Source organism: Paraflavitalea devenefica (genome assembly GCF_011759375.1).
Lineage (GTDB): Bacteria > Bacteroidota > Bacteroidia > Chitinophagales > Chitinophagaceae > Paraflavitalea > Paraflavitalea devenefica.
Genome location: NZ_JAARML010000007.1, coordinates 283,585 through 300,344, shown reverse-complemented (window position 1 = coordinate 300,344; position 16,760 = coordinate 283,585). Strand labels below are relative to the sequence as shown.

Here is a 16,760-nt window from a genome sequence, read left to right as displayed (position 1 = left end):
ATGCCCTTACAGTTTATAAGATACGCCTGCCTGGTATGCCTGGTTTTCATTGCCGGTCCGAAGAAACTGCTGGCTCAAAACAGTGACCGTTGGTTCTTGTGGGACAAGCCGGCTGCGCTTCCTGTTGAGCAGGGGCTGAGCCATGCGATCACTGGCATCAGCAATGGCGCCCTCGTGGTAGCGGGCGGTAGCCATTTTAACCGGCGGATACAGGAGGGCGGGAAGAAGTTGGTGAATGATAAAATTTACGTGGCTACAGATCCCGATAGGATGAACTGGCGTGAAGTGGGACGGTTACCCTGTCCGGTGAGCAATGCTGCGGTGGTGCCCTGGGGCAATGGCTTATTGGTGATCGGCGGTACCAATGGAGTAACAGCTACCGACCGGGTGTTCCTGATGAGTTGGGATGTGAACACCAACAGGGTGGAGATCGATTCATCCTTCCCGAAACTGCCGGTTCCTTTATCGTCTCCATCAGCAGCCCGGTGCGGAAAAAATATTTTTGTGGGAGGTGGTCAGCTCACTGATAACACGCCACAAAAAGCGTTTTATTCACTGGAGTTTGCAGAAGAAGGCAACAGGGGCGTTGGTACCTGGAAGGTGATGCCCACCTGGCCCGGTGCCGCCAGATTTGGCGCCGCTATGGTGGCACAGAGTAACGGTGAATACGATTGCATTTACCTCGCCGGTGGCAAGGGCGCTGAAGGATACCTGAAAGACGCCTTTGTATTTGATGTAAAAAGGAAACAATGGAAGGAAATTAACAGCCTGCCACGCCCTGCTTTTTTTAGTGCTTCCATGGCGCTGGGGCAAACCCATATTGTACTCTTTAGTGGTTCAGATGGACATGATGCGGATATAGCTATCGCGCAGCAGGACAATTACCATATGGTGAAAGATGTGCTGGCCTATCATACCATTACCAACACCTGGATAAAGCCCGACAATGTGCCAACAGGTGTGGCAGGAGCAACCGCCCTACGCTGGAACAATAAGCTGATGCTGGTGGGTGGAGAACTAAGACCGGGCGTTCGCACGCCCCAGATCCAGGTTGCTACTATTCAAACAGCGAAGCAAAAAAGCAAGTTTGGGTGGATAGATTATAGCACGCTGGTACTTTACCTGTTGATCCTGGCCCTTATCAGTTATTCTTTCTCTATAAAAAAGAAAGCATCAAGCGACTATCTTCTTGGAAGCAAGAATATCCCTTTCTGGGCAGCAGGGATCAGTATTATGGCTACACAGGTGAGTGCTATCGGTTTTATGAGCATCCCTGCAAAAGCCTATGCGGTGAACTGGGCTTATTTTGCCGGCGTATTTACCTGGTTCATTGCGGTGCCTATCGTTACCCGTGCTTATATCCCCTTTGTCAGGAAATTGAATGTTGCCAGTGCTTACCATTACCTGGAAGCACGGTTCGGTCCAGGTGCACGATTATTTGCTGCCTGTGTATTCGTGCTGTTTCAGCTCGCCAGAATGGGGCTTGTATTGTATTTGCCTGCACTGGCGTTGGCTGCGGTTACTCCGCTCGATACGATCACCTGTATCCTGATCATGGGCGTACTGAGTACCGTTTATACCGTGATGGGAGGGATAGAGGCGGTAATATGGATAGAAGTGGCGCAGGCCATCCTGCTGTTTGGCGGAGCGGTGGTGTGTATTATCCTTGCTGTAATGAATCTTAATGGCGGCATTAGTGATTTTTTCTCATCCGGCATAGCCGATCAGAAGTTTAGCCTGGGACAGGCCGATTGGGGCTTTACTTCGTCAACCTTATTCGTTATCCTTATTGGGAATATTTTCATTCGCCTTGGCAATCTTACCAGTGATCAGGCCGTGGTACAGCGTTATATGACAACCCGCAGCCTTAAGCAGGCGCAGCGCAGTGTATGGGCCGATGTGGCTGTTTCGATACCCTGGGCAATCGTGATCTATAGCCTGGGAACGGCCTTGTATGTATTTTATAAGCAGCATCCCGGTAAACTCAATCCATCTATTGCGACGGATGGGATACTGCCCATGTTTATTGCACAGCAAGCGCCCGCAGGGCTTAGTGGATTGATCATTGCCGCTATTTTTGCAGCTTCCATGTCGGCCCTCGAAGGTTCCATGCACAGTGTGGCCACGATATTCACCACCGATTTTTATTCGAGGTACAGAAAGGATCTTACAACGAGTCAAATTACCCGCGTGGCAAAAATAACGACGGTTGTTCTTGGTGCTTTTGCCACCGGACTTTCCATCGCGTTGGTGTTCCTGGATATCAATTCTATACTGGATGTTTTCCAGGAGCTTACAGGTCTGTTTATCGGCGCTTCTACAGCGCTCTTTCTGCTTGGCATTTTTACCAAAAAGGCTAACGCCAACGGCGTGCTGATCGGTGCTTTCAGCAGCGGCATCATCCTCTATTTTGTCAAAACATTCACGCCACTGAATTTCTGGCTGTACAGCGCTGTTGGTTTCTTAAGCTGTTATGTGATCGGTTATTTGGCCAGTTGTATTATTCCCGGCAGAAGAGGGCTTCAGGGTCTTACTTATTATACCATGAACGACAATTTAAAAGATAAATAATATGGAACGTATCGTTGCGCTTGACGCGGGGCTTAGTAAATACCAGCCTTTGCAGAAGATAATTTGTTACGATGATTTTGACAAAGGGCTGAACGGTTGGATGGACCTCCATCCTAATTATGTAGGCAAGGATTTCAATACTTTAAGGTATAGTCAGGTAGATAAAACGCAGTGGGGGCCACTGATGCTGAGCAGCGCCAGCTTCCGGTTTTCCGGAACACATGGATCTATGGATGGCACTTATTCCCTGAAACTATCTACACGGCCTGTGGCCAATTCCTATACCGAGGCACCTGCTCCCGGCAGCTTGTCGCATGGGATCAAGCGGCTTACTACCCATCTTCCGAAAGGGCTGCGGCAATTTGAAATGTGGTACGCCTATACGCCCGAGCAGGACCGCCAGGGGCTCAGTGAACAGGCCATGCGCGCTTTTGGCATTTTCTTCGATATCCAGGATGATGACTACCGGTACTTTATTGGCGCCCGCTATGTGAATGCTGTCAATGGTGAAATGGTGCGCCGCTGGCAGGTATTCAAAGCAAAGGAAGTAAGCGATGTGGAATGGGCTTACGGCGTGGAAAATGATTGGTGTAAGATGGGTATTGACGCGATGTGGTATGGAAAACGTTATCCGGATGGGTCAACGGATGGTTTTGAATTTATCCCTGACGGCTACCAGGACCTGTGTTATAACGAAAGTGATGACAAGATCAACTGGAGTTACCTGCGATTGTTGATTGATACCGAAAAGAGAGAATACGTAGAGCTGCAATCCGGCAGCAGGGTATTCAACCTGCGGGGAATGAAACCTACACTCACCGCACCGTATGCCCGTATTAAGGGTTTGTTCAATCCCAGCATCTGGGTAGAAAATGATACCGACAGAAGGGTGTTTTTGTATGCTGATTCAATTGTTGTTTCTGCTGAATAATTAGAAAAAGGAAAAAGATACTATGAGACATTTTCAAGCATCTGCTGTAGAGCGCAGACTCTATTTTAAAGAAAAGATCACATCGCACCCCATGGAGGCGGGATGGGCTTCGGAGGCTATTTTCTTCCTGATCGTGGAAGACATAAAAGGGGTAGCTACGCTGAAAGCCCACGTGGAAATTTCGCCCGACGGTATTAACTGGATAAAAGAAGGCGCCACGTTTCCCGAAATAACCGGGCCGGGACACTATTTCTGTAAGGTGAAGCATTTCGGTAACTGGCTGCGCGTGAACGGCGACATTGTTGGCCCTGATGCTGAAATAAAGGTTTCTGTACAACTTCATCTTAAATCATAATGTTCTTTAATTATGCAAAAAATAACCGTGTTAAGCATGGGTATAATGCTGTTTACAGCTACTGCATTCCTCCCCCCAAAAGGTAAGTGGGAAGTATTGTTCGATGGTACTTCCACAACACATTGGCGTGGATATAAGAAAGATTATCTGCCCCCTGAATGGATCATCGAAAATGGTACCCTCACTTTAACAAAGAAGGGTGGTGGTTATATCGTCACCAAAGAGGAGTATGAGGATTTTGAATTAAAGCTCGACTGGAAGATATCCGAAGCAGGTAACAGTGGTGTGCTCTTTCATGTATCGGAAGATGCTGCCTATAAAACTGTGTATGAAACAGGACCTGAGTGCCAGATACTGGATGATGAAAGACATCCTGATGCGGTAAAAGGGCTGGAGGGTACCCATAAGGCAGGGGCCAACTACGATCTGCAACCACCGCTTGTTGCTGCCGTAAAACCAGCGGGTGAATGGAACAGGTTTGTTCTAAAAGTGCAGCATGGCCATGTGCAACACTGGCTGAATGGTAAGAAGGTGCAGGATTATCAATTGGGAAGCACTGCGTGGAAACAACTGGTAGCAAAAAGCAAATTCGCTGCCATGCCTGGTTACGGACAATTCAAGTCAGGTCATATTGCTTTGCAAGACCATGGCAACAGGGTATGGTTCAGAAATATTAAGATCAGAAGATTATAAGCTTACATACTTCAAAACTCAACGCTATGTCTGAAAAAATAAAAGCAAAAAACTCCAGAAGGGATTTTATCAGGAATACTGCTGTGGCGGCTGCCGGTTTTATGATCGTACCACGGCATGTGCTGGGCGGGAAAGGTTTCCTGGCGCCCAGTGACCGCCTGCTGGTGGCCGGTATTGGTATTGGCGGGAAAGGGGAGACGGATATAAGCAGTATTTATAAAAGCGGCAAAGCAGACATTGCTTATTTGTGCGATGTAGATGACCGCCGGGCTGCTGCTACCCGAAAGGCCTTCCCCCAGGCAAAGTATTATAAAGACTGGCGGGAGCTATTGGAGAAGGAGGGCAAGCATTTTGATGCCGTATCAGTTTCTACGCCCGATCATAACCACGCTGTGCAGGCCCTGGCTGCGATGCAGTTGGGGAAGCACGTATATGTGCAGAAGCCATTGACGCATGATATCTATGAAGCCCGTGTGCTTACGGATGCAGCGAAGCGGTATAAGGTAGTTACGCAAATGGGCAACCAGGGTGCCTCCGGGGATGGTGTGCGTCAGCTCCGGGAATGGTATGATGCCGGTTTGATTGGTCACGTGCATACCGTGTATGCCTGGACAAACCGTCCTGTGTGGCCGCAAGGCATTCAATGGCCGCAAACCAAAGCGCCTGTTCCGCAGGAGCTTGACTGGGATCTGTGGTTGGGAACAGCGCCTTATACGGAGTATGTAGATAAGCTGGTGCCTTTCAACTGGCGTGGCTGGTGGGACTATGGTACCGGGGCCCTCGGCGATATGGGTTGCCACCTGCTGGAAGCTCCGTTCCGTATGCTGAACCTGGGTTATGCTACCGATGTGGAGTGTAGCGTTGGTAGCGTTTATGTGGACGAATTTAAACGCGGGTACTTTCCCGAAAGCTGTCCCCCTTCCAGTCATGTTACCTTAACCTTCCCCAAAACAGATAAAACGAAAGGGCCGGTTAAAGTTCATTGGATGGATGGTGGTATCCGGCCTGAACGTCCGGATGAACTGGCGCCCGGTGAATTGTTTGGCGATGGCGGCAACGGTACTTTGTATATCGGCACAAAAGGTAAAATGATGACCGGTACCTACGGGGCCAATCCCCGCTTGTTGCCTTTATCAAGAAACGAACAGGTGCAGGTGAAGCAAAAATTGGAACGTGTTCCCAACGGTGCTGAAGGGCACTATGCCCAATGGGTGGAGGCTTGCCTGGCAGGGCCTGGAAAGAAGGAGGTAAGTTCTCCTTTTGAAATAGCCGGTCCGCTGACGGAAGCGCTTTTGATGGCCAACCTGGCCATCCGTGGCGCTGGTATCCGCGTGCCCAAAGCCAATGGAAAAGGATTCGATTACCCGGGCAGTAACATCACACTGTTGTGGGATAGCCAAAACATGCGGGTGACGAACTTCGATGAAGTGAACCAGTTTGTGAAACGGCAATACCGTCAAGGATGGTCGCTGGGTGTATGATGAGACTCTGCATCACTCAAAAGCGAACAAAGGGTGTTCATTTTCGAACAAATGTATTTTGTATTCTCTTAATAACCGGCTAATAAACAATAGAATGAAAGCTGGCATAGTTTAAGAAAGTAAGGGGCATGCAATCTAATAAAATAGTAACCCCTTGCCCGGCCATTTTCGTGTTGCTCTGTGCTTACCTGCTGTTACCAGGAGCAGCCGGTTTCGCCCAATCTTTGCCTGTTATTAAAGCCAGTTCCAAAGTAGTCACCATTAAAGATGGTGTACATAATAAAAAAGGGTATTGGTATATCATGCCCGACAAAAAGCCCGATGTATACTATGTTGAGTTGCCGGAAAAGGATCATGAAGTTTGCTTTATTACCGATAAGGATTCTATTTCCTTTCGTGTGCAATACGGCAGGCAATACGATTTTATTATTCTGTTGAACGATAAAGACAGTTGTTATACCCGCATCAATGCCCTTTACCGGAACCAGGTGCATTATAAGCGGCTATGTGCACCCTGCATTGGCGCCAGTGATACCATACCTTTCGCAATAGACAGTGATGATAAGATCCGTTTTAATGCCAGCGTCAACGGCTCCCGCCCATTATATTACCAGCTTGATCTGGGTTGCATGGGGAATATTATAAATAAAGGAAGTGTCAACAAAGTTGCTATGAACTTTGATGATGTTGACATCCTTACCAACTCCGATGGCACCAACCGGGTCCCCGCCAGCCGGTATAATACCCTGCAAATTGGACATCTGCAGTGGGACAGTCTGCGGTTTACAGAAGCTAATAATTTAAGAAGACAGGATGGCCTGGTGGGGAATAGTTTGTTCCTGGGCAAAATTGTAGAGATCAATTACGACCGGCAAGTATTGGTGATCCATGACCAGTTGCCGGCCACTGCGACTACTTATACCAGGCATGAGATATTCCTGGACTATGGGATCATACCTTTTATCCGGGCAGCAGTGATCGTAAAGGACAGCACCTATCCTGCCTGGTTCATGTTCGATACCGGTCATTTTGGTTATTGCAGCCTGACTGATGGCTTTATGAAGAAAACCGGGCTCAGTGAATTCAAAAAAGGCAGGCAGGGAAAGCGTGTCACTGTGGAGGTGCCCCAAGTAGCGATCAACGGGATAACATTTGATAATGTTACCGCCTTTGTCCGCCCACCTGATCCCAATTCAGGCTACCATCAGCAACTGGGTATACAACTCTTAAAATACTTCAATGTGATACTGGATAACCGGGAAGGCTTTATTTACCTGCAGCCCAATGGCCTGCTGCGCAATCGCAAATAAAGGCTAATGCTGCCACCTGTGCGGCCTTGATGTTGCTCGAAGTATTGGCGGTATATGCCGGCAAAATGTAACTATTACCATTAAAGATTGACCTTGTATTTGGTACTGCGGCCTCCGCTTTCTCCAAACAGTACAAAAGCGCCTATTTCAAGAAGCTCTTGCAAATCCCTTGTAGCTGTTGCTTTGGAGACTTTTGCAATAGACCCGTATTTACTGGCATTCATACCGCCTTCAAAGCCTTTTGGCCCTTCTTCCAGCATCCTTTTAGTGACCGTAAACTGCCGGTTATTAAGCCGGTTCCTGAAGCGATCAAAAAACTTCACTTTTCTTAGCGTAAAATCAATTTGTTCTTCTGCCTCTGTCTGCGCATCCAGTGTGGTCTTTATAAAGTAATGTATCCATGCTGTGATCTCATTAGACCCTTGCGCTTCCTGAAGGGCATCGTAATAAGCCTTTTTGTTTGCCTCTATTGTGCGGGACAAGCTGAGAAGGACCGGGCGACCTATACCTTGTGATAAAGCCTTCTCCGCAATGGCCCGGCCAATACGGCCATTGCCATCTTCAAACGGGTGAATAGTTTCAAAATACAAATGTGCAATAGCTGAACGTACAGGTGCTTTTTTGATTTCTTTCCTGCCACCCGGTGCGGTTTCATTGAACCAGGTGATAAATTGTTCCATTTCTTTTGGCACGCGTGCCGAAGGCGGCGCTTCGTAATGGACTTTTTGCTTACCCATTGCCCCGGAAATAACTTGCATGGGTTCTTCGTGCGTACGCCATGTGCCTACTTCCATTCCTTCACTCACAGGCAATAGCATCTTGTGCCAGGCGAATAACTTTTCTTGCGTGAGTTCTTCCTGATAGGTATTACGCACATCAATCATAAGCTCTCCAATCCCTGCGGCTTTTCTATCCTTGATATATTCAGAGCTGCTCACCAGGCCCAAGTTTTTTCTGATAGAAGAAAGAACATCTTTGCGGCTCAGGTATTCGCCTTCTATTTCTGAAGTTTTGATTGCTTCTGTTACCATCATGTCAATAATGGCCTCCAGCTGCATTTCTTCTGGCAAAGCCTTTAGTATACCCGTGATATGGCCTGTTTTTTCAGAAAATATAAAGAGTTCATCCTCAACTGCTTCGAGGCTGTAGGAAAAGTTAGGCCAGTCTTTTTGTTGCCAATTATAGCGTATCATGAGCCGATTATAACGATTATTCGGCTCAAATATAGTGAAAAAATGAGCCGATTATGGTGATTATTCGGCTCATGGGCGCATCAACAGAAGCTGCCTCCCATTCAAAACGTATTGTCATCAGCTACTCACACATCCAGATCAGCCCACTCCGTTTATAGTCGCCTGTTTTGTAGGTGATGAGATTTTTGAGGATATGATAGTTCGATCCACCAAAGGGCGCGCGGTTGAAATTCAGCAGGTCATCGGGGTGCAAAGCCGTTATCACCGTCATCACCTTTTGGGTGTTCCAGGGGTTCACCCAGCCGGCGAGGAGGGCATAGCCCTTACCGGCATACATTTTTTCGCCGATGACACCCTGTTCGCTGAGCTGAACGGGTAATTGCGGTAATACCTTTTCCATAACAGCATTGCCGGAAGGTGTACCCACTACAAAAAGATGGTACAGGCTCAGATCATAATTTTTTGCTTCGGCGTCAGTAATCGTGGTACCCCTGGACAGTTCAGGGATCCTTCCGATGAAGCCTTTTATAAATGTTTTGAGCCGGGCGTCTGCGGCCGTATCGCTTTCATGGGAAGAAAGAATGATCAATACGCTGTCCTTACTGAATATGTCGCCAATCTGCGGCATCTTGCCGACATCAGGCTTACGGATGGCTTCTACCGCTGCCAGCCACTGGGCGATATCGGCGGGCGTCACTTTCCGGAGGCATTCCACGATACGTGGCATAAAATCTTCCAGGGTAGGATAGGTGGCCCGGTTCGCTTCGTATTCCTTCAAGGCCTCCAGCATGGGATACAAATAGATCCACTTTCGTCCCTTGTCGATCCTGACATAATTCTGCTCGGCAAAGGCTTCGCCAAACTTTTGTGCAGCAAGCCGGCAAGCTACGGCCTCCGTTAAATGCTCTTTTACTACAGCACTCCATTCTGCATACGCTTGTGCACGCATCGATTCTTTTATCGGTTCATGCAAATGCGACAGGGCCTGCAACTGGTCGGCATAAGGCTGCTTCTCCGCAGCCGGATTGGCAAAGGAATGCCCAAACTCGTGCCAGATGAGGTTGTACAGCCTGGCATGGTCGAAGGTAGGTATACGTATGTAACTCTTCTGTGGTGCGATCACTGCATACAATTCCCTTCCTTTGGAAGTACGCAGCCTGGGACCGAAATTGCCCCATCCAAAGAAATTCAGGATCAGGTTGAATTGCACCTGCTCTTGTTGCTTTACCCCATAATAGTTGAGCACCCGTTCCTTTTCTTTGAAATCCTCCAGGTTAAATTGCAGGTTGTTGAGGCAGATAGTATAAAACGCTTCATTGCTGTTGAAAAAACGGATATAGCCCGTCTCTTCGACAAATTGCTTTAACAACAAGCGAAAGGAATCGATCTTAGTATCATTGCGCCGCTCATAAGTAAGGTCGGTTCGCCAGTCAAAATTATTCGTGAGATGTAATATGAACCAGATGGGCCCGTCGATCGTATTGAAGAGGTTGCCGGTTTTAAGCTGGCGTTGCGAAAAACTGAACAGGGGATGGGCTTTGTATTTGGACATCTCCTGATCGACCTTCACCTTATAGTCTATATCCACATAATTGGTAAGCGGCATGCCCGAGGCAAGGACTACGGCCTGGTACAACTCAATACGCGGATCGACACTAAAGGCAACGCCGCCATACTCGAGCCTGAATGATTTGAATCGTTCCCGCGGACCTGGGTTCGAAAATGCCTGTAAGGAAAAAGCCAAACAACATATCATGGGCATCAGCTTCCTGAAGTAATTCATGCTAAACTTTTTTTGAATAGGTAAAAGTGCCGGCACCGGGAGTACGGTCAACCGAACACCGGGCGCAAATGTAACCTATTGATAGGGGCAGGAATTGTAAAAATCATGCATTTTTACCCGCGGGGGATCAGGATCAATTCTTCCTGGATGACGGTGGCGATCTTAGGGATCAGGCCCGGGTTGTAATCGGCGAATAGCGTAAAATCCCTGATAAAATGAGATTGATCGTAATAGCCCAGATCGTGCGCCAGGTGGGTAAGGCTTAGATAGTTTTTTTGCTGCAACGCGCGCAGCGCTTTCCGGAACCTGACCACCTTCAGGTATTCTTTGGGTGACTGGCCTACATACTGTTTAAAATGCCGGTACAGCGTTGACGTGTCTTTGTTTTCCGTTGCGGCCAACGACACTACACGGGAGTAGGGGCTTTGCGCACCGAGGTGCAACAAAAAACGATCTATGGGGTGCTGCCCATTGCTATCCTGCAGGGCGTTCAAAAGAAACTGGTCCAATAATTGAACGCGGTCGGCCAGCCGGTCCGTGGAAAAAAGCCTGGCTGTGAGCTCGCTGCCCAAACGTCCGAACAGTATCCCCATTACATCGGTTTCGGGCATCAGTTCCGCATAGGGTATGCGGGTAAAACGCCGGAGCCCACCGGCCTGGATGATCACCGATACCTGGTCCATTTCGCCCTCAACGACCACATCAAACGGCTTCTTGTGAAAACCCCAGAGCCGGCTATGCACTTTGCTGCCGGCCTGTATGAAGCAATGATTTTCGGTGCGGGAGAGCTGCGTTGAGATCGTGTTGGCCTTATAAACAGATAAGCAGAGATTGGTGGCGGGTAATGATTGGTAGTGGAAGTTTTCGGAAGCTTTTTGTGTAGAAAATATATAGTACAGGCCCAGTTCCTGTAGTGCTTTGACGGCCGGGTACTTGATGGAAATGTTCATGGGAGCCTTGTTGATGTCAACCTGCCAGCATGCAGCTGTTTTTAGATTCTTTTTACTCCTGTAATATAGGGAAAGATCGTAGGATTCCCAAGGAGCGTATTCTAAGTCAAAAACAAATATTTGAACAGAAAAAAATGTGAAGTAGTGTAAAACGAAAAAATGTAGGAATAAAAAAAGCCTGAAGACCGCGAAGACCTTCAGGCTCGATGTAGTAAATTATGTATTAGTGATTAAAAGTCCACCGAGTAAAAATGTCGGCCACTAGTCGATGTTGAAAAATGTACTGCCTGAAGAATAATTCCATCTTAAAATTGTCGGCTATACACGTTATTTCTGACCCTCTTTACTTTTAAAGTCTGTAAAGGTCTTTCCATCATAACGATACACTCCCTCCCCAGTGCCCACCCAAATACTACCATCATAAGCTTCAAAAACCGTAAAAAAAGCGTCTTCTCTTAACTTTACGTTAGTTACAGTGGGCTTTTCATTGGACAAGGACTTTGCATCATAACGGGAAAGTACCCAACTTCTGCTACCAGGTAATCCAGAAACAGTCCAGACGTTTCCCTTTTTGTCTTCAATCATAGATAAAGCACCCCTCTTCGTAAAATTGGTAAAGGTACTGCCGTCGTAGCGCCAAAGGCCATCATCGTCACCGAACAAAATATTACCTTTTTTATCTTCGATTATAGACCAAACGCTCTTAAAAGCTTTGCCGTCTTTATTGGTGAGAGTGGTAAATGTTTTTCCATCAAAAACGCTGAGGTTAGCCCCGCCAAACCAGAATTTCCCCTTTTTGTCTTGAAAAATACAATTAACATCTCTCGTAGTAAAATTTCTGAAAGATTTCCCATCATAACAGCTTGCCCCGCCTCCGGTGCCGAACCAAATATTACCAGTTTTATCTTCATAAAGACTAAAGACCACATCATTGGAAAGCCCGTCCTTTGCCGTAAAATTTCGAAAGGATTGCCCATCGTAATAATAAACACCTGAACCAACAGAAACGAACCAAAAATTTCCTTTTCTATCCTCTAAAACAGAAAAGAAGCGTGCCGAAGTCACTTTACTGGTGATATTAGTAAACGATTTTCCATCATATCGAAAAATACCATCAAATGCAGCAATCCAAATGTTGCCCTTTCTATCTTGTATGATTTTACGAGTTACCCATTTAGGTCCGTGGGATGTAATTACACCTTTGTTTTCGGAGTTGATAATAATTTTTTTTTCTTCTGTTTGGTTTTGTCCACAGGAAGTGTGAAAAACGGACATTAAGAACAAAGTATAGATGAGTGCGTATTTCATAATTTTTTTATTTAATAATCGGGAACAGAAACACTGCCAGACCTATCTGCTGCATTACTTTTTTAGACATCGAGCTGGTAAACGACATCCTTAGCGCCATGTTTCTGCGGAGCCTGTGCAGGAGAGTGAATTAGTCCTGCCAGCATAATGAGCAGGCTATTCAAAACGGTTCCTTTATTTTTCATATCCTATTAAGCTTGATACAGCGAAACTACTTTGATCCTTTCAGCTTGAAGGGTCAGGATTGTAAATTAAAATGTAAACTTTGTAAATTATTGTAAAAGTACCCTGGACCTTAGAAACCCGTTGCTTAAGATCATCACTGACTGCAAAAAAGGTTGCTGCTCCCTGAGACGTGCGGGATAAAGGCATCTTCACCAAACTGGACGGAGCCAAACGAAACGGCGCCGTTCAGGAACTGGTAATAGGCGGGTGGTCGTTTACGCAGCCGACGGCGTAAGGAGTATCTTCTTCAATATATTATGCCCCGGTTTTGCCAGAGCATTTTTCGTGCGGGAATCTTGTAGCGTTGTGACCTGGTGAAAATATTACAATTCCCTCTTGGCTAACTTTTCTATTACCGGGAAAGTCTCATCCGGGATCGGTCGCCTTTGTATCTTATCCGCGGTTACTATCGATATATAGAGGTCTGTTTCGATAATAACCTTCAGGTAAAGCGCTTTCATTGTTCTGTAAATAATGTCATAATAACCACCCTTTGTAGCTTTAAACCATTGCGGATTTATATTTATGTCGGGGCTATAGACGAATGTAAACCTCGTACTGGCAGTTTGTAAAACAAATCTATTACAGACTTTACCCAACAAAGTGTCTGTATTGTAGAAGGTATTGGTGGATCGAACGGAGTCTTGCTCAGGAGTAAGATCGTTATATCGGTAAAATAACACTGTATCCAAATCTCGTATCTTGTAAAATTGCTGATTTGCCCTGTGATTGAAGTACTGGTATTCTACCATACCAGTGTCTGGCTTTTGAATCCAATCCCCATTTTTAAAATAAAAGACCGACTTCTTCGAAGGCCAGGAGATAATCTTTGTGAGATCGAACGAAGAGTCCTTTTTTATTGTTTCGTTTTTATATTGGATCTCGCCTTCAAAATAGGTTTGTGCAAAAGTGATGTTGCTACAAAATAGGAGTAGGAGTATAAGCGTATTTTTCATAATATTAAAAACGCATTTAGCAGTAGTTAAAGAAGAAACATTTATCCAGGTTTCAATATTTGCTTGCCAGTTAGCATTTTGGGCATTACTTAAGCCGCAGGCTTCGATGACGCTCTCCCAGTATTTCAATATACTTTCTTTTTGCCTCCTCACTGAGAAAACTACGTTCTATCATCTCCATAGCTTTTAGGGTTCCCGCGAGTATGTCGTCCACGATTTTGCCAGCAAGATCTGTATTGATACCTGCGTTTTGCGCAAATACTATGAATGACGCGCGGGTGTAAGTGCCGAAGGTCTGGTAGGACTTTTCTTCAAAATCACCTTTGTACAGACCATCATGTAGTGCCAGTCTGGCGTCATCGATGTGCAGGGCTGTGCAGAGGAGGTCGTAGGCGGGTGAAAGCACATAATCTCCTTGCTCTGTTTCCATTAAGGAGAAGTTCTTGAGATGCGCGTCTCCATTGGCAATTAGGTAGTTGAATACCAGTAGCCGGAAAAATTCGATCAGTGCCACCGGCGCTGCCGCTACATGTTGCCGGATCTGTATGGCAATATCCAGGTAGGAGGCATTATACTTAAAATCATGACCTCCTTTCTCTGGTGTCTTTGCCTGCAGCGTAGCGAAGTCTTCTACCTGGTATTTGCCCAGGCCTCCCGGCTTGTAGTCGAAGCGTCGGGTAATATAGGCCGGTGAGCCTTCGTCAAAAAAGATCATGCCACAGGCAGCGGTCTTGATACCAAATACCTGTTGAGCGATTTGCATGCTCACATGTTCATTTGCCGGCAGATCGGTTACTCTGTCCAGTCTTTCGGCGGGAACAGGTTTTAATATATGGGTTCCTCCTGCATCTGTAAGTGACAGATCGTTTTTTTCCAGCTTCAGGCTGTATTTTTCCTGTACGCCACTTATGCTGATCCGCGTTCTTTTTTCATTATACTCGCGGGTCAATGCGCTGTTTTTGCCCGGGGGATCGAAACGCAGGATAGGGGATACTTTTTTGCTGCGGCTGCCAAACAGATTTTTCTGTGCCTTAGGGCTATAAGTACTAAAGCCTGGCTCGAGGGTAGAGGGGCAGTATTTAATTTCCGGTAGGCTCATGGATCTCTTTTATTGTCAGCGGTCCAATGCTGTCATTGCCGCCTGTAGCCAGTAATAAACTAAAATAATCGTTTTCATCAATTTTGAGTAGCCTCGTCTGTATGGCTTTATTGGAGCCTTCACTCAATCTGTTTACAAACGCAGGGAAAAGCACATCACTTTCATACGGTGCTTCACGCAGGGGGAGGGTTAGGCTTACTGGCCTGCTGCCAGCTTGGGATAGATAGTTTTTGTCATAGGCAAAACGATAAACTCCGCCTGATTTAGACAAAATACCTGCCAGTTGCCCATTGTATAATACCTGTGCTGCTCTCATGCCTCAATTCTTGGGGTTGGGTCCTTTAGAACAAGTTCTATTTTTAATCCGAGCGGATCGATCAATTTGATCAGTGTCTCCAGGGAGGGATTACCCTGCCCCCTTTCTATAAGCTGAATCGTCCGGGTGCTGATACCAGATATGGCCGCAAGTTCGGGTTGCAAGAGTCCCAATAAAACCCTTCGCTTTTGGATTCTGATACCTAGATTTTCCATTAAGTCCCGCATTATACTTCGCTTTTGAGTGTAAATTAGGAAAAAAAGACGATATTAGTAGTGAAAAGCGAAGTATAGTTTGCTTTTGATCGTTTTTAACCGGAAGGCGACTGGAATTTACTAAAAAGCGAAGTTTACTGCGCTTCTCACAACAGACTTCCCGGTTGTGTGCTGTCCGTTAGTATGTCTCTAGCTGGTCCTTCCCGCCGCTGATAATCCTTCACTGGTAGCAACACCCGTAAGGATTTCTCAAATTCCTCTTCACTACCGGCCAACGTTGCATCCACTTCGTCCATAGTAAATTCAACAGGCGCTGCTGCTGTAGCTTCAACTTCCAACACGTTCGGTTCCGGAAACTGAGCTGACTGCTCAACCGCTGTAATAGTAGCATCCGCTTCAGCAAATCCTGTTCTCTCCAGGCATGCAGCTAAAACCTCCTCCATGGCTTCCCTGTACGCTGTACCAATCTCCTCCACAAAAGGAGCTGCAACCACTTCTATGGTAGTTGCACCAACCTCCTCCATCACAGGCTCAACAGGCTCGACTTTCCCGGCATACACTTCGGTTAACACCTTGTCTGCAACATCCTCAACTACATTAACAGGCTTATCAGTATGTGCCTGCCCAATCCACTCCATCACCCGCAAGGCGCCACCTTTTACTAATACTGGTTGCTCATTCACCATTTTATAAAACTCGATCCCCATCAGCCAGAAGCAACCTTGTTCATTGTCGGGTTGCACTACCTGTTCAATGCAAAATGCACTGCCCGACTGCCGGCCCATCGCTTGCAATGCCCCTTCCTGTTTGTCTTGCCGGAAGGTCCGTTTTTCGAAATCGATCGTCAGTATACACGATACCAGCCGGTAATGCGTGGCATCCGCTGGTAACGCTTTTTTCTTGCGCAGCCGGAATGCCGGGATATTCACCGCTACCTTGCCTGGCTGAACAGCCATGCAATTGGCTATATTCAAGGGCAGGGCGTCGTCCAGCGACAGTTTATAGTTGAACTCAAAGCCGGCTAACAGCGACAGATCGCCGGAGGCAACCACCCGCTCGCCCCGGTCATGGATCCGGTCAGACTTGAGGACCGCCAGCAACCGGCCAATCATACGGCCACTGAGTTTTATATTCTTTACCGAATGCCGCAGGTTGCCCAGGGCCAGCCGTGTGAGCTTGGAGGCCGCCGTGGCCCGCTTCCACTCGGCCGCATTGCGGCGGGTATTGGCCATACTGTCCAGGTGTTTTACCTGCCATTTCGTAGGGCCGCCTTTTTCCTTCACCTGGGGGCCATACTCATTCTCGAAATAGGTAAGGCCACCGAGTGACCCGCTGAGCTTAAAAGGAGATATAACTTTAGCCATACATGTGTTT

The 16,760-nt window shown here is 46.9% G+C and carries 16 protein-coding genes; 6 read left to right on the top strand and 10 right to left on the bottom strand.

Going from position 1 to position 16,760, the window contains the following annotated elements:
* From HB364_RS30090 to HB364_RS30065, 6 genes are all read left to right on the top strand, one after another.
* Complete coding sequence (locus HB364_RS30090) at window positions 1-2,571, top strand: sodium:solute symporter family transporter (protein ID WP_167292145.1); 2,571 nt, start codon at window positions 1-3, stop codon at window positions 2,569-2,571.
* Window position 2,572: 1 nt separating this feature from the next.
* Window positions 2,573-3,502, top strand: a complete 930-nt coding sequence (locus tag HB364_RS30085; RefSeq protein WP_167292144.1) for a DUF6772 family protein — start codon at window positions 2,573-2,575, stop codon at window positions 3,500-3,502.
* A gap of 22 nt (window positions 3,503-3,524) precedes the next feature.
* Complete coding sequence (locus tag HB364_RS30080; RefSeq protein WP_167292143.1) at window positions 3,525-3,857, top strand: hypothetical protein; 333 nt, start codon at window positions 3,525-3,527, stop codon at window positions 3,855-3,857.
* Window positions 3,858-3,869: 12 nt separating this feature from the next.
* Complete coding sequence (locus HB364_RS30075; protein WP_167292142.1) at window positions 3,870-4,550, top strand: 3-keto-disaccharide hydrolase; 681 nt, start codon at window positions 3,870-3,872, stop codon at window positions 4,548-4,550.
* A gap of 26 nt (window positions 4,551-4,576) precedes the next feature.
* The gene (locus HB364_RS30070; RefSeq protein WP_167292141.1) at window positions 4,577-6,031 is read left to right on the top strand and encodes a Gfo/Idh/MocA family protein; all 1,455 of its coding nucleotides are present in this window, start codon (window positions 4,577-4,579) and stop codon (window positions 6,029-6,031) included.
* A 128-nt stretch (window positions 6,032-6,159) separates the two neighbouring features.
* Window positions 6,160-7,341 carry a hypothetical protein gene (locus HB364_RS30065; RefSeq protein ID WP_167292140.1) on the top strand — a complete coding sequence of 394 codons (1,182 nt, stop codon included), beginning with the start codon at window positions 6,160-6,162 and terminating at the stop codon, window positions 7,339-7,341.
* Between the two features lie 80 nt (window positions 7,342-7,421).
* Here the strand turns inward: HB364_RS30065 and HB364_RS30060 are convergent, their stop codons facing one another.
* From HB364_RS30060 to HB364_RS30020, 10 genes are all read right to left on the bottom strand, one after another.
* Entirely contained in the window at window positions 7,422-8,534 is a 1,113-nt protein-coding gene (locus tag HB364_RS30060) for a Fic family protein (RefSeq protein WP_208420146.1), read from the bottom strand.
* A 121-nt stretch (window positions 8,535-8,655) separates the two neighbouring features.
* Window positions 8,656-10,317 carry a DUF4932 domain-containing protein gene (locus tag HB364_RS30055; protein ID WP_167292139.1) on the bottom strand — a complete coding sequence of 554 codons (1,662 nt, stop codon included), beginning with the start codon at window positions 10,315-10,317 and terminating at the stop codon, window positions 8,656-8,658.
* 113 nt (window positions 10,318-10,430) lie between these two features.
* Entirely contained in the window at window positions 10,431-11,267 is an 837-nt protein-coding gene (locus HB364_RS30050) for an AraC family transcriptional regulator (protein ID WP_167292138.1), read from the bottom strand.
* Between the two features lie 327 nt (window positions 11,268-11,594).
* Complete coding sequence (locus tag HB364_RS30045) at window positions 11,595-12,575, bottom strand: ligand-binding sensor domain-containing protein (protein ID WP_167292137.1); 981 nt, start codon at window positions 12,573-12,575, stop codon at window positions 11,595-11,597.
* A gap of 62 nt (window positions 12,576-12,637) precedes the next feature.
* Window positions 12,638-12,760, bottom strand: a complete 123-nt coding sequence (locus tag HB364_RS33450; RefSeq protein WP_262889850.1) for a hypothetical protein — start codon at window positions 12,758-12,760, stop codon at window positions 12,638-12,640.
* 363 nt (window positions 12,761-13,123) lie between these two features.
* Entirely contained in the window at window positions 13,124-13,885 is a 762-nt protein-coding gene (locus HB364_RS30040) for a hypothetical protein (protein WP_167292136.1), read from the bottom strand.
* Window positions 13,842-14,855, bottom strand: coding sequence for a type II toxin-antitoxin system HipA family toxin (locus HB364_RS30035; protein WP_167292135.1), 1,014 nt, complete (start codon window positions 14,853-14,855; stop codon window positions 13,842-13,844). The genes HB364_RS30040 and HB364_RS30035 overlap by 44 nt, the downstream gene beginning before the upstream one ends.
* Complete coding sequence (locus tag HB364_RS30030; RefSeq protein WP_167292134.1) at window positions 14,836-15,171, bottom strand: HipA N-terminal domain-containing protein; 336 nt, start codon at window positions 15,169-15,171, stop codon at window positions 14,836-14,838. The genes HB364_RS30035 and HB364_RS30030 overlap by 20 nt, the downstream gene beginning before the upstream one ends.
* Window positions 15,168-15,386, bottom strand: a complete 219-nt coding sequence (locus HB364_RS33695) for a helix-turn-helix domain-containing protein (protein ID WP_167292133.1) — start codon at window positions 15,384-15,386, stop codon at window positions 15,168-15,170. The genes HB364_RS30030 and HB364_RS33695 overlap by 4 nt, the downstream gene beginning before the upstream one ends.
* Window positions 15,387-15,532: 146 nt before the next feature.
* Complete coding sequence (locus HB364_RS30020) at window positions 15,533-16,750, bottom strand: hypothetical protein (RefSeq protein ID WP_167292132.1); 1,218 nt, start codon at window positions 16,748-16,750, stop codon at window positions 15,533-15,535.
* Window positions 16,751-16,760: the final 10 nt, after the last annotated feature.

Excerpts from the sequence above, each read along its gene's own strand:
- HB364_RS30090 (WP_167292145.1), top strand. The coding sequence starts at position 1 with ATGCCCTTACAGTTTATAAGATACGCCTGCCTGGTATGCCTGGTTTTC.
- HB364_RS30085 (WP_167292144.1), top strand. The coding sequence starts at position 2,573 with ATGGAACGTATCGTTGCGCTTGACGCGGGGCTTAGTAAATACCAGCCT.
- HB364_RS30080 (WP_167292143.1), top strand. The coding sequence starts at position 3,525 with ATGAGACATTTTCAAGCATCTGCTGTAGAGCGCAGACTCTATTTTAAA.
- HB364_RS30075 (WP_167292142.1), top strand. The coding sequence starts at position 3,870 with ATGCAAAAAATAACCGTGTTAAGCATGGGTATAATGCTGTTTACAGCT.
- HB364_RS30070 (WP_167292141.1), top strand. The coding sequence starts at position 4,577 with ATGTCTGAAAAAATAAAAGCAAAAAACTCCAGAAGGGATTTTATCAGG.
- HB364_RS30065 (WP_167292140.1), top strand. The coding sequence starts at position 6,160 with ATGCAATCTAATAAAATAGTAACCCCTTGCCCGGCCATTTTCGTGTTG.
- HB364_RS30060 (WP_208420146.1), bottom strand. The coding sequence starts at position 8,534 with ATGATACGCTATAATTGGCAACAAAAAGACTGGCCTAACTTTTCCTAC.
- HB364_RS30055 (WP_167292139.1), bottom strand. The coding sequence starts at position 10,317 with ATGAATTACTTCAGGAAGCTGATGCCCATGATATGTTGTTTGGCTTTT.
- HB364_RS30050 (WP_167292138.1), bottom strand. The coding sequence starts at position 11,267 with ATGAACATTTCCATCAAGTACCCGGCCGTCAAAGCACTACAGGAACTG.
- HB364_RS30045 (WP_167292137.1), bottom strand. The coding sequence starts at position 12,575 with ATGAAATACGCACTCATCTATACTTTGTTCTTAATGTCCGTTTTTCAC.
- HB364_RS33450 (WP_262889850.1), bottom strand. The coding sequence starts at position 12,760 with ATGAAAAATAAAGGAACCGTTTTGAATAGCCTGCTCATTATGCTGGCA.
- HB364_RS30035 (WP_167292135.1), bottom strand. The coding sequence starts at position 14,855 with ATGAGCCTACCGGAAATTAAATACTGCCCCTCTACCCTCGAGCCAGGC.
- HB364_RS30030 (WP_167292134.1), bottom strand. The coding sequence starts at position 15,171 with ATGAGAGCAGCACAGGTATTATACAATGGGCAACTGGCAGGTATTTTG.
- HB364_RS33695 (WP_167292133.1), bottom strand. The coding sequence starts at position 15,386 with ATGGAAAATCTAGGTATCAGAATCCAAAAGCGAAGGGTTTTATTGGGA.
- HB364_RS30020 (WP_167292132.1), bottom strand. The coding sequence starts at position 16,750 with ATGGCTAAAGTTATATCTCCTTTTAAGCTCAGCGGGTCACTCGGTGGC.